Source organism: Oligoflexus sp. (genome assembly GCF_035638955.1).
Taxonomy (GTDB): Bacteria; Bdellovibrionota_B; Oligoflexia; order Oligoflexales; family Oligoflexaceae; genus Oligoflexus.
Window position 1 is genome coordinate 1 of record NZ_DASQYZ010000159.1, and the last position, 13,383, is coordinate 13,383.

The following is a 13,383-nucleotide window of genomic DNA, read 5'->3' on the forward strand; positions in this document are numbered from 1 at the left end:
ATTGAGCATTCTTTCCTGGGCCCTGGCTCATTCGGGTATCAGCAGGGCTTTCAGCATAATGCGCCGGATCGTTTTCAAGTCTCCCACTAGGCATGCCGCTCCCCTATCAATTGCTGAGCGGGGCATGCCATAGACTGTGCAAGAGTCTTCATCCTGCGCCATGGTATAAGCGCCTTGTTTCTTCAGCATATCCAAGCCTGCAGCTCCGTCTACCCCCATTCCCGTCAGCAGAGTCGCCATAATTTTTAAAGGCAGGCCCGTCGTTGATTGAAACAAAACGTCGACACTCGGAATATGCCGGTTCACAGCAGGACTGGCTATAAGCTCCACCTTGACATTGCGTCCCTGTCTCTTGAGGGTAATATGCTTGGTGGTTAACGACATATAAAGATGCCCCTTGAGAAGAGGCGCCGGATAGCTTTCCTCATAGAGTTTGAGCTTGGAGACCTCGGCCAGTCGCCGAGCAAAATCCGCGGCAAAATGCTCATTGATATGCTGCACGACGACAACCGGGGCCGCGTGACTCGGCATATCAGCAAGTATCTCTAGCAGCGCCGATGTTCCACCCGTGCTGGCTCCGAAGAGTAAAACATCTGGATGAAATAGCGCGTGATCCCGCGCCTCAGCTTCCTTTTTTCGGTAGAGACTATTTCGGGACTTTTCCAATTGCGGGTACTGCCGGATATCAATCAACTCATTGGTTCCAAGACAAATATAGCCTTGGGCTATCAAAAGCTGATCGAATCCATCAATAATATCAGGAATATCGCTTGAATGAAAATAGATGAGGACATTGCGACAGAGCACTAGATGAAAGCTATGTTTCTGCAGCTTCTTCTTCAAGTCCCTCAGATCGCAAGTTAGGAATCGACAGCGACGAGTGATTTGATTCGAGACAGTAAAGGTCTTCGTTTTATCATTTTTCACTAAAAATCGATGATAAACTGTCGGAATCTGATTCAATTCGGAACTAGCATACTGAGCTGCTTTCGCATGCAGAACAACCAGGGAATCGATATCATTCGAGATCAATTCATAGTCAGCAATTCGTCCAAGTTCTCTGAGAGACTCGAGCACCAAGCCGAGCGAATAGGTTTCCTGACCAGTGGAGCAGGCAGCAATCACGATACTGATCTTCTGGTTCTCATAGGACATGGAAAATTTTTGAGCCAATTCTTCAAAATGGGCATTTTCCCTAAACCAGGACGTAGTATGAATGGTCAGACTCGAAATAAGTCTTTGTAATTCCATGGATTCTGTCGCGACGATGCGAAGGTATTGATTCAAATCCGCGAGATTCAGCTCCCCCATGCGTCTTTCAACATTTGATACCAGGATGTCCTTTCGATAGCGGCCATGCTGATGGGAACCGGTTAGTTTTTCGGCCAGAACATAAATGGTCTCGATGTCGTTGGTATTTAATTTCATGAGCTGAGTTTCCTGAAACATTAGAACAATTAAGCCGAACGTTTGGAATGCTCATCTTTGTCTTTCTTGTCACTCTGCGACACATCAGACATGGTCTTAGCTTTTTCAGCGATGATATTGATCAATGACTTGGTCTCCGAGGCAGAGGACTTGCTCGAATCATTGAGATCAGAGGACAGATTAGGAAGCGCTTTGGTATCCGTTGCGATTCTAAGATCAATAGTCTTAAGGATCTTCCGTGAACCAAGAATGACGGAACGGAATGAATGCACGATTTGCGTAAAGTCATCACAATCCGCTTTAATAGTTTGAGAGAGAAGAGCAACATCATTGGCTACGCTGCTATTCTGCAGGGATGCCCTATCCATTTCCCGCATAGCTTCACCGACCTGTTCCACACCAATGTTCTGCTCTTTACTGGCCCGTGAAATATCAGCGACCTGTTCTGAGATAGCATTGATTTCACCGGAAATACCCTCAAAAGCTTCCATCGCTTTATTACTAACGACCTTGCCACCCTGAACACGTTGGGTTGTAAGTGAAACAATTTTCTCAACTTCCCTTCGACTTTGATTCAAAAGCGATGAGATCTCCTTCGAAGCCGCGCCACTGGATACCGCAAGTTTACCGACTTCATCGGCTACAACTGCAAACCCCTTTCCATATTGCCCAGCCCTGGCAGCCTCGATCGATGCATTGAACGATAGCAATTGAGTCTTGAAGACGATGTCATTGATGACTGCAGTTCGCTCAAAAATCTTTTCGATGATAGAAGATATGTCACCTAAAGCGGCATTGGATTCCTCGATCGATTCCATTGCGCTCACCATCTCCCGCATAACCTGCACACCGTTTCTTGCTTTGGTCTCGACACTGCTGGTGATGCGATTGCATTCCTCAGTATACTGAGTCGTATTTTTTATCATGCTGCCCATTTCCGCCATCGCCGACATAGATTCTTGAATGGCAGCAGCCTGCTCGGTTGAGGATTCGGAAAGTTTTTGAGAACCGCCTGCGAGAATGCTGCTACTGCCGAGGAGAGAGAACGATTTTTCATGAATTTTACTTATCAGATCATTGCAACGAGCGCTGGTCCGCCTGGCTACGTATAGGGAGACTATGAACATCATCAAAATAAAACATAGCGTGATTAAACTCAACTTTCCAATAGTGCGATCGGAACGATCAGCGATCATGTAAGAGTCACTGACAGCCGAAGACATCACTCTTTGCAATTTGCCCAGCGGAGACTGCAGTTGCGCAATTGACTCTTCCATGGCACTGAGCTCCTTCAAAAGGAGTGCAGGGTTAGCTCCGCTGTCCAGCAGTTTTAACCAGCCGTTAGCTTTAATTTGAACAAGATCCCAGTCACTCTCGATTTTTTTGATGTCTTCTTTGAGGTCACTCCTATTTGACACTTGACCGCTCAGATCTAAGATACTTTCCTTCATGGTGCCGATAGCCAGCTCGATATCATCGCGAGTTTTTAGTTTTTCAGAAGGTGCAATCGCAGCCCGGCTGGTTGCTGCGTAAGCCAAATAGAGAAATGAGTTGGTGGTAGTCGTTGACTGACCGATATATTCGATTGTCTTCGATGCGAGATAACTGTCTTTCGCAGCCACCAAAACATTGCGCAGCAGGAAACTGCCCTCCAAGCCGACGGCAATGGTCAAAAGAGTAAAAAGGCAGACGATCATAAATATTTTTTGACCCAAAGACAATTCTTTGGGCGCTTTTGGACTCTTGACCGAACTCATAGATTAGTCTCCTGTCTGCGCAATGATTACGAAAAATAATTCAGTTGCACTTATTGAAGTCAGGCCGATTTGCATCGCAAAAATTAGAGGCGCCGCTGGCTGAATTGACATCCTTTCCATCAAATTTGGCGCTGATAACCTTAGACTTTGTTATGTCAAGCCTGGAATTTTCACACTCCTTCAGGGCAATATCCTGACATTCTTTGGTATTCTCGGCTTTCTTTTTAACAACACACTCGGCCTTACCATCACATTTTTTGAAACTTTCGACTTCTTTTCCTGGGCAAGCGACGCGGTTGAATTTGAGCTCGCAAATACCGCCGAGAGCTTGTGTGCTTAAAAATAGAACTGTGAAAGTCTGGAACAACTTCATGGACAGACTCCTTTAAGAATTATTCGTACAAATTAGGCACTCAGTGCTGACTTACTGTAAGAAAGCAGCTCCTCATCCTCAAGAAGACTCTTAAGCTTGATGATCGAAATCAATTGGGAGTCAAGTTTGGCAACCCCGCTGATAAAAGACTGCGACTCTTGGCTTAATATATGCGAGCTCGTATCGATATGCTCGGCATTGAAGGTCTGAACAGCGCGAACCTTATCAACCGCCAAAGCGAAATTGCCCACCTCACTGGTATAGAGGATATAAGCGGCATGTTCTTTGAATTCAGGCATCTTCATTGCAAATTTAACACGAAAATCCACGACATTGAACAGCTTCCCACGCACATTGATAAGACCAAGAAAGTGCGGCAATGTATTGGGTAAAGTTTGAGGAGGCTTGGTTTCGATAACTTCCATAACATCCAGAAGGGGAGCCGCGAAAACATCACCACCCAATTCAAAGACCAGATATCGGCTAGCACTTTCTTCATCAGTAACAATGTCCTGCCTATCGAATTCATTCATGTAGACTGCTTCCTCTTGCTTCGTTCTAAATAATGAATTCCAAGCGCATGAAGCGATAGGATGAGGGCGGGCTTCCCATCGGTGAGAATCGTTGATCCCATTACCCCCTGGTAACCTTCAAGATTTTCGGGCAAAGGTCTGATATAGATACTTTGACGGCTGATGACTCTATCAACTTCAAACGCAACAAAATCATTGCCGACACGAGTCAGAAGTCCGACTCGATGCTGAAACTCTTCAGACTCCGTAGATCTAACTTCCGATACAGGGATATACTTGCGGAGCGATTCCAAGGGAACCAGTTCGCCTTGCCTCAGAATGGTCTCGCCATTGAGGTGAGTCTTTTCCATGATACTCGAGTCTATATCGAGCACTTCATCTGTTTCACTTAGAGGAATTGCGTAGGTATTCTGGTCGAGATGAACCGTGAGTGCATCAACCATGCTCATAGACGTGGGAATCACGATTTTGATTTGAGTCCCACGTTTGAACTGACTTTTCACATCGAGTTGGCCACCCAATGATTCGACCACGTTTTTCACAACGTCCATACCTACTCCGCGCCCGGAAATATCCGTAACTTTATCGGCTGTGCTGAATCCTGGCAAAAGAATCATGCTATGCAGTTCTGATTCACTGACTTGCTGCTTCTCATCGATAATCTTCCTTTCGATGGCCTTGGCTCGAATCCGGTCTGCATTCAATCCACCACCATCATCGACGACACTCAGCAGGACATAGGAGCCGTTGTTCTCGGCAGAGATCTGCAGACTCCCTTTGGGATTCTTTCCGAGGGCCAGCCTTTGCTCGACTGACTCGATACCATGATCGATGGCGTTGCGAACAATATGAATCAGCGGGCTGATGACTTTCTCGGCTACTGTACGATCCAATTCGGTTTCTTCACCTATGATATGGACATCAACCTGCTTACCTAGCTCATGCGCTACATCCTGGGCCGTGCGTTCAAGGCGTTGCAATATTTTTCCCAAGGGTTGCATGCGCAATCCAAAGGCACAGCTTTGCAGCTCTCGATCCACAGTATTTAATTCCTGCATGGCATCGTCAAATATCTGTTCATCATAGACCTTGCGTTTGTGCGCGTGGACCAGTATTGACTTAGCAATAGAAAGCTCACTCACCAGACGCAGAAGTTGGTCGACTTTGGACGTAGACACTCGAATCGTATCATCCATTGAGGCTTTGAAAGCCAAAGGGGTCTTATCATCAGCAGCCTGTTTCGCAATAGGCTCTTCTTCAAACATAATAAATCCATCTTGAAAAGCAGGACTAGAAGTCGCAGCGCTCTGTATGGAATGGCCCAGCAAACCTAATAGTTGCTGCCCGAGTTCGGTGATGTCAGGTTCATAGTCAGGCCCATGATCCCTCTGTTTGCGTAGCTCCCGCACCCAATCATTCAGGCATGAGTGGGCATTCAGTAAAGTTCGTCCAATTTCTTTGGTCCACGGTATTTTTTTATTTTTGAGAAGCGCGAGCAGATCTTCAATGGTATGAACCAGGCGTCCCAATGATGTGAGACCTGCAATTCTTGAAGAACCTTTGATATTATGGGCGATCCTAAACAGCTCATTCAAATGAGCGTCATCAGGATTTCTTTCTTGAGAAAGACAAAGGGTTTCCCACTCGTGCAAAGCGTCCTCTGCCTCGTCCAAGAATGTCAAAAATATGGATTCATTTAAAGCCATCCACTACCCTTTGGTTATCAATGCTTCTCGGCTAGGGATGCAAAAACTATAGAAGATCTTGTTGGCGTCGAACAGTGCCAAAGCTTCGAGCCCATCCTCGGCAGGCAGAACCTCCAGTTCGGGAAGTTTAAGAAAGAACAGCAGCTGATCGTGTATGGTTCTGCTGTCCTCAGCTATAATGAGACATGGTTTCTGGGTCATCCTGAAGTTTCCTCAGCCAGCGTTAAGAAAAACAGGTGCTGTGGATAGGTAAAACGATTCTGCATTTGGAAATTCGCGCTTTTGACATAATAGCCATTATACATTGGATGGCAGGGTGAGTGGCATACTACATTAAAGTCCCCAAAATCCTGGCATCATTGCCACAGTAGCATGATCCACATAACCAGCTGAATATACAAATCCATTCAGACAAAATCTCCATATTGGGGGCTTCTCAGCAAACCCCCATTTTGGTCACAGATTTAACGGCAGAGTCGAGTTTCACGGCTGCCGGCTTAAGGTTTTATGCCTGTGGCCGATCGTAATACATCCTGAGTCTTGACGTAAGCCAGCGAATCGAAGCTTTCAAGCAGGGAGCCATACAAAAGTTACTGGAGAAAATTCGTGAAATTGATGCTTAACATTGCGTGTTTTTCAAGCCTTTACTTCTCAAGCCCTTTGCTTGCAGCAGAGGGTTCGGCAGAAGCAACACCACCAGCAGCTTCTTCAGCTCCAACGGCTCCGGCCATACAGATTGGAGCAGAGTACCATTTCTCATTGTGGCGAACCGATGACGGCCTCGCTGCTGATGGCAAAGAAGTCAAGGAAACTGACATGGCTGTTAAAGCAGCCCGCATATGGCTTAAAGGTAAACTAAGCGACCAGATCTCCTGGAACGTTCTATATCGAGCTGAAAAATCTGCATTGGAACGCTACTGGCTCAGCAACAAGGTGAATGACAATTTGGATGTTTCGATAGGTCTGCAAAAGTTGAAAATCTATGGCTGGGGTCGTCGACTGGCCAGTGGAGCCAACTCTCCCATACTGGGCCAGTTACTCGTTTTGAATCCATCCCTTCCATCCGACAGCATGGCCATTGATATCGTCTACAAATTAGCCGGTACACTGTCTCTGACCTTTATCAAAGACTACTACGACACCAAAGCGCCTTGTGGACTTAACCGGGATGACTGCAAGTCATGGAACAAGTTTGATCAGCAGAAGCAACCTGCCATAAATTTCGAGTGGGCCGGATCCTTCGGTTCCGTGCAGCCCTTGATTCAATATGGGGTTTACGATATTGGCAAAAGCTCAATTCTAACCGCAGGCATGCGCTTCAAAATGGACAATCTCGAGAGCCATGCAGACTATACAGTGGATACCAGACTGGCCAGGGGTAAGGACAGCGCAGGCCTTGTGGAGGAACAGAAAGAAACCGTCTCCGGAATGGTCATCTATGGGGAGTACAAACTGGGGAATGTTTCACCCTTCCTGCTCGTCTCAACCCTTGGGGTTGAACAGTTCACTGCTCCCGGTGGAACCCAAACCAAAATCAACACGGATGGAAAAATTGACGACAATGGTCAGACGCTTGGTCTCGGCGCTTTCTTTGAGCACTGGGGATCGATCTACCGGCCCTATACAGCTGTGTCCCGCATCAGTGGCAAGTACAAGAATGCAGCCACTGCTGCGGAAGAAGACCGAAGCAGGACGGATCTAATGGTCGGACTGGTCGGAAAATTCTAGGTATCATGTCCCCTGCATAAGGCTCGTGGCAGTGCCGCTGCGAGCCTTTGCCAATCCATTTGCACTTTTAAGAAAATTCCCAACACGCCATCTTCCACTTTCCCAGGCTTCTGAAAATCGTCGCCTGTATCCCGGAATACCGCAGTTTGGCAGGGGTTTTAAAGGTCATCCGCCGGATGCGGATTCTTGGAGCGAATGACTAATGTCGGATCACCCAGAAGTCATCGCTCAGTCCAGTTTCCTCGATGTAGTCATAGGGCAGAAACCCGGGTTGTGTTGCGTTTGCAGAAGCTGAACGCGGGGAAGCACGGATTGGCGAACGATCATGCAGCCAGGGAATAGAAGATCTCTGCAGAGGTATCACCCTCTGCTCTGACCTGCCGCTTTGGAATTATTCTCATCGACTCAAAGCCACCAATTGTAATCCTTGCCGTCCGAAACCTCCCAAAGCCCAAGGTGGCTCTGCATAGCTGTTTGATGGGCCTATGGTCCTGCTCGATAATGTTGTTCAAATATTTGTTCTGACGAATTTCGATATCGCTGCCTTCGCCCTCATTATGGGCGTGAATGCCGGCGGCGTTGGCTCCACTTTTGTCGATAGTGATTTTTATCGGTTCGACATTTAATTTGATAGCCCTCAAGAGAAAGCGTTGTGCGGCTTTCCGGTCGCGATTTGCCGTCAGCAAGTAGTCGACAGTATTGCCTTCTTTGTCGACCGCCGGTGTGGAAAATTTCCCGTGCGCGTTGGTGAATCGAAGTTTTATTCCGAGATCTCAAGCAAAACCTCTCGTTTGTAGACTACCTTGTAGCGGGAAAAATGCAGCAGACCTGGCCGTCTGCTTGCCCCTTGTTCTCGCTACATCGCTCCGTCTTCAGCCGGAGATTTGGAACTCGGACAATTCAACGACAATTGGAAAGATAGTGAAGTGTATTCGGAATAAGGCACTGGACGATTCCTTTGCGGCCCTTAGCCTCGAAAAGGCGAGAGATCTGCGGGAGCTTGGCATCGCCAGACGCGCACCGAATAGATTTGGCAGAAAGCCCGTGAAAAAGCTGCGGCTTAGCGCGTGACGAACCAAATGAAGGCAGGCCAATGGATATGCTCAGACGGATACCACTATTCTTGGGAAGGTTCTGTATAAATAGTATTAATACTTATAAAGTTTTTAGTCGAGCTACCGATCTGGTTTTTCTCAACCCAACGTTGTTGGAAAACTGAGAATGCATAGTAGGCGAGGCTTGGAAATGTTTAGGTCATTAAAATTCCGATTAAATATCACTATGCTAGCTATATTGGTAATATTCGGGGCCTCCCTTCCTTACATTGCCCATCGCATTCTCGAAGAATCGACCCAGGCTATGGAAAAAGAAGCTACGCGTGAAAATTTGGAGTTGCTGGCACGTATCTTTATCAATCAAAAAGAAGCCGTCATTTCCTGGTTCCGTCCAATTTTTCAGGGTAAAACGATTGATCCACTTATGCAAACACCTCCAAATACCCACGAATGGGAATCACGGTTGGTTGGACCGGTAAACCAGACAGCTTCACTTTTTGGGGTTCAACGAATCCTGACCTATGCAAAAACCGGATCCTTACTCTCTGACTATTCTGTGTCAGGATCGCGAAAATTTTCCCATCCAACAACAATGCTGGTGGATGATATAGCCAGTGTGGTGAAAGAGGATAGCATTCTTCATTCTTTCAAATCGAGTGATGACGGTGCTCCTCACTTGGTTGTATTGATGCCTTTAAGTCATGACGATGAAACTGTTGCTGTTATGGCAATCGTTATGGATCTGTCGTCAATTGTCACGGAATTTGCACATGCCAGTGGTTACCAAAGTACCCTCGTGTTCCAAAAGGAAAAAATACCGTCTGCCACAAAAGTGGACGAGAACGGAAAAAGCTCTGATCGGCTGTACAAGTTACGGAAGGTACAACTCCCCGCTCAACTCTTTAGCGAATCTGCGATACTCGAGGTATCAGTTGATGATACGGAACTCCAGGGACATCTTCAAAACATAAGACGCAATATATTGATTTATTTTGGTTCATTTATCATTTTGTCGGTGCCTTTTTTAACTTGGGTATTGGCCCGCTTGATCGCGCCGCTTCATCAATTGGTCGATGTGGTCGCTCACATATCGCAAGGTAAATACCACATGCGCGTCGCTGAACGCGGATCGACGGAAATCTTGAATCTGTCTTCCGGATTCAACAGTATGATCAATAACATTGAATCGGCAAATCGTGTCATCTTGCAAAAGAGTGCCCAGCTGGAGCTTGTTGTGGGTACAATACGTTCGATATTTCATGGCGTTGAGCAGGGGATCCTGGTCATTGATGGGGATATGAGCGTTAGCGGCGAATACTCGAAATATTTCGAAGCCATTGTTGGTCACAGTAACATCCAAGGAAAAAATCTGGATGCCTTGATTTTTGAACGGAGTTCTTTGACCAAGGAAGATGTTGCCAAGATAAGAGCGAGCATTTCCAGCATGGTTGGCGACCCTCTATTCGCTTTTCAATTGAATGCTCACCTATTGCCAAGAGAGATACAGTTCTTTGCCGCCAAAAACAGCTGTCCGGCACAATTTCTCGAATTCGAATGGATGCCGCTGATAGACAACGAAGAAAACGTATCGGGTATCATTGTTACAGTTCGCGACATTACTCAAATCAAACAGCTTAAAGAAGATGCTAAACAAGATCGACGCGAAATCGAAATGATCGCACAAGTAGTCGCTGTGCCGAGCCACAGATTTGAGACTTTCATGCAATCATGCAGACAGGCTCTTGGGGGCATACATGACTCCACTCTTGTGGGATTCAGTCAATCGACTTTGTTCCAAATGAAAAGGGATTTGCATACTATGAAAGGCAATTGCCGAGTGCTCGGTTTGAGTTACCTTGCAGAGTGTGTTCACGAAGCGGAGGATCAGGTAGGTCTGGTTGTGAAACTAAATCATGAGAATACCGAAGAATCAGTGAAGGTTCGTGACGCATTTATTGGACATATCCGTGCCACTCACGAAATTCTCACAGAATATTTTTCGATACATTCGGAAAAGCTGCAACGCACGAGCAACACGCAGAAAGCGGAAAAAGCGGAGCGCATACACAATATAGTTCAAAAGAGTATGCGCTTCCTTAGCAGTTCTGAGGGATTGAAGGGTGAAGATTCTCGTACTTTGCTGTGTGAGATAGTATCGCTTGACGGATTCAATCTGGAATCCCTGTCATATGAGTTTCGTGACTCCGTCGAACAGATGGCTCAGTGCAATCTAAAGCCCATACCCGAGTTACGCGTTGAAGACAGATTCGGTTGGGTTTTTGATTCCAGCCTTATGGAAGCTCTACGGAATTGTTTTGTTCATCTGCTATCAAATAGTGTGATTCATGGATTGGATGCAAAAAAAACCGAACGCCCCACCCTCAACTTCAGGACTCATTACAGTTTGCTGCCCGCCATTACCTATTGGGACAGCGGTGAGGGTGTCAATCTTTCTAAAATCAAAAGCCGTGCCGAGTCTCTGAACGTTGCAACTGAAAATTTGACCGTAGTGGAAATCCTGGAACTTCTCTTTCTTCCGGGCTTTAGTACGGCTGATCGAGTAACACAATTCGCTGGTCGCGGCGTAGGACTAGATGCTGCTCGATCGACAATACGGGCCATCGGGGGCGAATTGCGCCTTATTCCTCAGGGAGACGTTCTCCGCAATGGCCATGTGCGAGTAGAATTTGAAATCGTATTACCTATGCGACATATTTTCAATCATAGTTTGTCGGAAGCAAGTTAGCCCTCACATATCAACCTTCAAAAGGGAGACGGTAGATGTCTATGTTGTCAGCTTTTGTATTGGCATCGAGTATGCTGGTAAGTGGATTTGGGTTTGCACAGGAACATAAGGTTTTCTGTTCGGCGGTACCCGGTTGGGCTATTGGCGAGGAAGTGCCTGCGGCTCAAGAGTATTCTGTCCTTACGCATGAATTGCTTGATGCTAAGAAGGCCGCTGAAATAGTAAAAAATGAAAAAGTTGCTTTTATTGATTCCCGATCTGATGAGGATGTCAAGGGCGGTACTATTCCTCGCACTATTCATATCGTTTCCGATTCCAAAGATCCTGCAAAGCATCAGTTTTCAAATGAAAAATTCCTGGTCGAAAAACTCAATAAAAAGTTAAACACCCAATTTTCAAAAGTTTCGGACTTTAAAGACTATAAAGTTGTCCTCTTCTGCAACGGCAAGAAATGCCATCGTTCCACTTTTGCGGCCTGCACCTTGCGCGACCTTGGCTTTCCTAAAGACAACATTTACCTGATGCTTGGTGGTTTTGGTGAGTGGAAAGCCGCAGGTTTACCCGTGAAATAAAGGTTCTGTTGCACCTGGGTAAGTCCGTGGCAGGGCCCCGGGGTGAGTAGACCCACCAGATCGCTCCAGTAGGCCCCTCCTCAGAACGCAGCATGCGGATTTCCCGCACTATGCTCCCGATCATAGGTCACGTGTTCGCGCCCTTCGAGCCGGATCCGTGTCCTTGTCTCGTCGGCTTCTTCCCGACTTGTTAAGACAGCCTCATCAGCACGACGTTCCAGATGCTTCTTCGCATCCGCCAAGGATCTGTCTGTCTTTGCTCGTTCGGCGCTTAAGCTCTTGTCCGTCCGGTCTCGGCTAGTGGGTATTGAAGCATCCTGATTTTCAATCATAGACATAAATTTCCCTTCATGCCGGACTACCTTGGGTACCAATACACATATCAAATGCACAAGCCAATTTCAGCAGAAATAGAGAATTTTCAGCCACTTGCTATGGATGTTTCTATAATTGTAGAACACGATTCAATCCTCAAAAGCGCGATCGAGGTGTCGTCTTCTGTCAATACAAGCGGCATTTTTTTAATTCGGTAAGTGACTAAGAGAGGCTCCATCATTGAGTCGGGTATTGTTCACTTTTTGACGCATCAGCTCTATAAGCTCCTGCATTTTTACAGGCTTGGTGAGGTAGTCATTGCATTCAGCAAGTCGACACCGTTCCCTCTCTCCACGCATGGCGTGGGCCGTCAGGGCCACGATTGGACGTTCGGGGGTTGAACAGGAATCTTTTTTCTTTACGTTTTCAGGGTTATTTTCAATCGCCTTGATGGCGACCGGGGAATGGCCCTTCGCTCGTAAAGCCGCGTACTTTTTCCTGCTTATATTGTCTTTCTGAATGCTTACCTTGGACCAATGATAAATAGCATTCCGCAGTCTCTCATTACAAGCTCGCCGCATCATAACCGCCAATCGTTTTCCGCTTCGCTTGGTAACTGGCGCAATACCGGAATATGCTCGAGTAGCCTTGTAGTCAAGCTCGGTGAGAGGCTGGCAAGCCTCAGCAAGCAGAGGAGGGATACCTGGCATCCGGGGGACGACCGCCAAACCCGCTCTAAGACTTCGCATCTTCCACACGTTTGACAAATCGTTCAGGAAGACTTGGCAGGAAATCAAGCTTGTACGGTTTCTCAAGATACTGGGCTTCGGCACTGTCGAAATAGTCATCAGGGCAGCTCTGCCATACCCAGATTGCCGAGCCTTTCCTTATTGGATCCGAACAGGTGTCACAGGAGTAAGGACGCGCCGCGTGACCGATAGCAATTTTCAGGTACTCGCCCGGAAACTCAGACCAGTCTGTCCCATCTTCTTCAGCCCTTCTCTTGATGCCACACTTCCTACACACTATGTCCATGGTTCCATGCCCCCTTCCTTTATTTGTCCTCGATGATTCGAGCAAGTACGGTGTCGGTATCGCACCCATTTTCCTTCTGTGCGGCGTCGATAAGCCGCCAGACAGCGAGCGGGAGGCTCAGGCCTAGCTCCGCTC

13 protein-coding genes are annotated in these 13,383 nt (G+C 46.9%); 3 read left to right on the forward strand and 10 right to left on the reverse strand.

Annotation, left to right across the window (positions count from 1 at the left end):
- Positions 1-27: 27 nt before the first annotated feature.
- The 6 genes from VE954_RS14780 to VE954_RS14805 are packed head-to-tail and all read right to left on the reverse strand — an operon-like array spanning position 28 to position 5,998.
- Positions 28-1,428 (reverse strand): chemotaxis protein CheB, encoded by a 1,401-nt coding sequence (locus tag VE954_RS14780; protein WP_324954041.1) that lies wholly within the window; start codon positions 1,426-1,428, stop codon positions 28-30.
- Positions 1,429-1,457: 29 nt separating this feature from the next.
- Entirely contained in the window at positions 1,458-3,185 is a 1,728-nt protein-coding gene (locus VE954_RS14785) for a methyl-accepting chemotaxis protein (protein ID WP_324954043.1), read from the reverse strand.
- A gap of 40 nt (positions 3,186-3,225) precedes the next feature.
- Entirely contained in the window at positions 3,226-3,558 is a 333-nt protein-coding gene (locus tag VE954_RS14790) for a hypothetical protein (protein ID WP_324954044.1), read from the reverse strand.
- Positions 3,559-3,590: 32 nt separating this feature from the next.
- Positions 3,591-4,091, reverse strand: coding sequence for a chemotaxis protein CheW (locus VE954_RS14795; protein WP_324954046.1), 501 nt, complete (start codon positions 4,089-4,091; stop codon positions 3,591-3,593).
- The gene (locus VE954_RS14800) at positions 4,088-5,797 is read right to left on the reverse strand and encodes a chemotaxis protein CheA (RefSeq protein ID WP_324954048.1); all 1,710 of its coding nucleotides are present in this window, start codon (positions 5,795-5,797) and stop codon (positions 4,088-4,090) included. Before VE954_RS14800 ends, VE954_RS14795 begins: the two co-directional genes overlap by 4 nt.
- A gap of 3 nt (positions 5,798-5,800) precedes the next feature.
- Entirely contained in the window at positions 5,801-5,998 is a 198-nt protein-coding gene (locus VE954_RS14805; RefSeq protein WP_324954050.1) for a hypothetical protein, read from the reverse strand.
- A 615-nt stretch (positions 5,999-6,613) separates the two neighbouring features.
- On the opposite strand from VE954_RS14805, the gene VE954_RS14810 reads away from it, so the two are divergent.
- Positions 6,614-7,525: a hypothetical protein gene (locus VE954_RS14810; protein WP_324954052.1), complete on the forward strand. Its 912-nt coding sequence runs from the start codon at positions 6,614-6,616 to the stop codon at positions 7,523-7,525.
- Positions 7,526-7,848: 323 nt separating this feature from the next.
- Here the strand turns inward: VE954_RS14810 and VE954_RS14815 are convergent, their stop codons facing one another.
- The gene (locus tag VE954_RS14815) at positions 7,849-8,289 is read right to left on the reverse strand and encodes a DDE-type integrase/transposase/recombinase (protein ID WP_324954064.1); all 441 of its coding nucleotides are present in this window, start codon (positions 8,287-8,289) and stop codon (positions 7,849-7,851) included.
- A gap of 595 nt (positions 8,290-8,884) precedes the next feature.
- Between VE954_RS14815 and VE954_RS14820 the strand changes: the two genes are divergently transcribed.
- Both VE954_RS14820 and VE954_RS14825 read left to right on the forward strand, forming a co-directional pair.
- Positions 8,885-11,326, forward strand: a complete 2,442-nt coding sequence (locus tag VE954_RS14820; protein ID WP_324954054.1) for a HAMP domain-containing protein — start codon at positions 8,885-8,887, stop codon at positions 11,324-11,326.
- A gap of 35 nt (positions 11,327-11,361) precedes the next feature.
- Positions 11,362-11,898 (forward strand): rhodanese-like domain-containing protein, encoded by a 537-nt coding sequence (locus VE954_RS14825; protein WP_324954056.1) that lies wholly within the window; start codon positions 11,362-11,364, stop codon positions 11,896-11,898.
- Between the two features lie 80 nt (positions 11,899-11,978).
- Here VE954_RS14825 and VE954_RS14830 read toward each other — a convergent pair whose 3' ends face one another.
- The 3 genes from VE954_RS14830 to VE954_RS14840 form a co-directional block, all read right to left on the reverse strand.
- Positions 11,979-12,236, reverse strand: coding sequence for a hypothetical protein (locus VE954_RS14830; RefSeq protein WP_324954058.1), 258 nt, complete (start codon positions 12,234-12,236; stop codon positions 11,979-11,981).
- A gap of 183 nt (positions 12,237-12,419) precedes the next feature.
- Positions 12,420-12,941 (reverse strand): transposase, encoded by a 522-nt coding sequence (locus VE954_RS14835; RefSeq protein WP_324954060.1) that lies wholly within the window; start codon positions 12,939-12,941, stop codon positions 12,420-12,422.
- 7 nt (positions 12,942-12,948) lie between these two features.
- Complete coding sequence (locus VE954_RS14840) at positions 12,949-13,248, reverse strand: hypothetical protein (RefSeq protein WP_324954062.1); 300 nt, start codon at positions 13,246-13,248, stop codon at positions 12,949-12,951.
- Positions 13,249-13,383 lie beyond the last annotated feature (135 nt).

Coding starts and splice junctions, on each gene's coding strand:
- VE954_RS14780 (WP_324954041.1), bottom strand. CDS start 1,428: ATGAAATTAAATACCAACGACATCGAGACCATTTATGTTCTGGCCGAA.
- VE954_RS14785 (WP_324954043.1), bottom strand. CDS start 3,185: ATGAGTTCGGTCAAGAGTCCAAAAGCGCCCAAAGAATTGTCTTTGGGT.
- VE954_RS14790 (WP_324954044.1), bottom strand. CDS start 3,558: ATGAAGTTGTTCCAGACTTTCACAGTTCTATTTTTAAGCACACAAGCT.
- VE954_RS14795 (WP_324954046.1), bottom strand. CDS start 4,091: ATGAATGAATTCGATAGGCAGGACATTGTTACTGATGAAGAAAGTGCT.
- VE954_RS14800 (WP_324954048.1), bottom strand. CDS start 5,797: ATGGCTTTAAATGAATCCATATTTTTGACATTCTTGGACGAGGCAGAG.
- VE954_RS14805 (WP_324954050.1), bottom strand. CDS start 5,998: ATGACCCAGAAACCATGTCTCATTATAGCTGAGGACAGCAGAACCATA.
- VE954_RS14810 (WP_324954052.1), top strand. CDS start 6,614: ATGGCTGTTAAAGCAGCCCGCATATGGCTTAAAGGTAAACTAAGCGAC.
- VE954_RS14820 (WP_324954054.1), top strand. CDS start 8,885: ATGGAAAAAGAAGCTACGCGTGAAAATTTGGAGTTGCTGGCACGTATC.
- VE954_RS14825 (WP_324954056.1), top strand. CDS start 11,362: ATGTCTATGTTGTCAGCTTTTGTATTGGCATCGAGTATGCTGGTAAGT.
- VE954_RS14830 (WP_324954058.1), bottom strand. CDS start 12,236: ATGTCTATGATTGAAAATCAGGATGCTTCAATACCCACTAGCCGAGAC.
- VE954_RS14840 (WP_324954062.1), bottom strand. CDS start 13,248: ATGGACATAGTGTGTAGGAAGTGTGGCATCAAGAGAAGGGCTGAAGAA.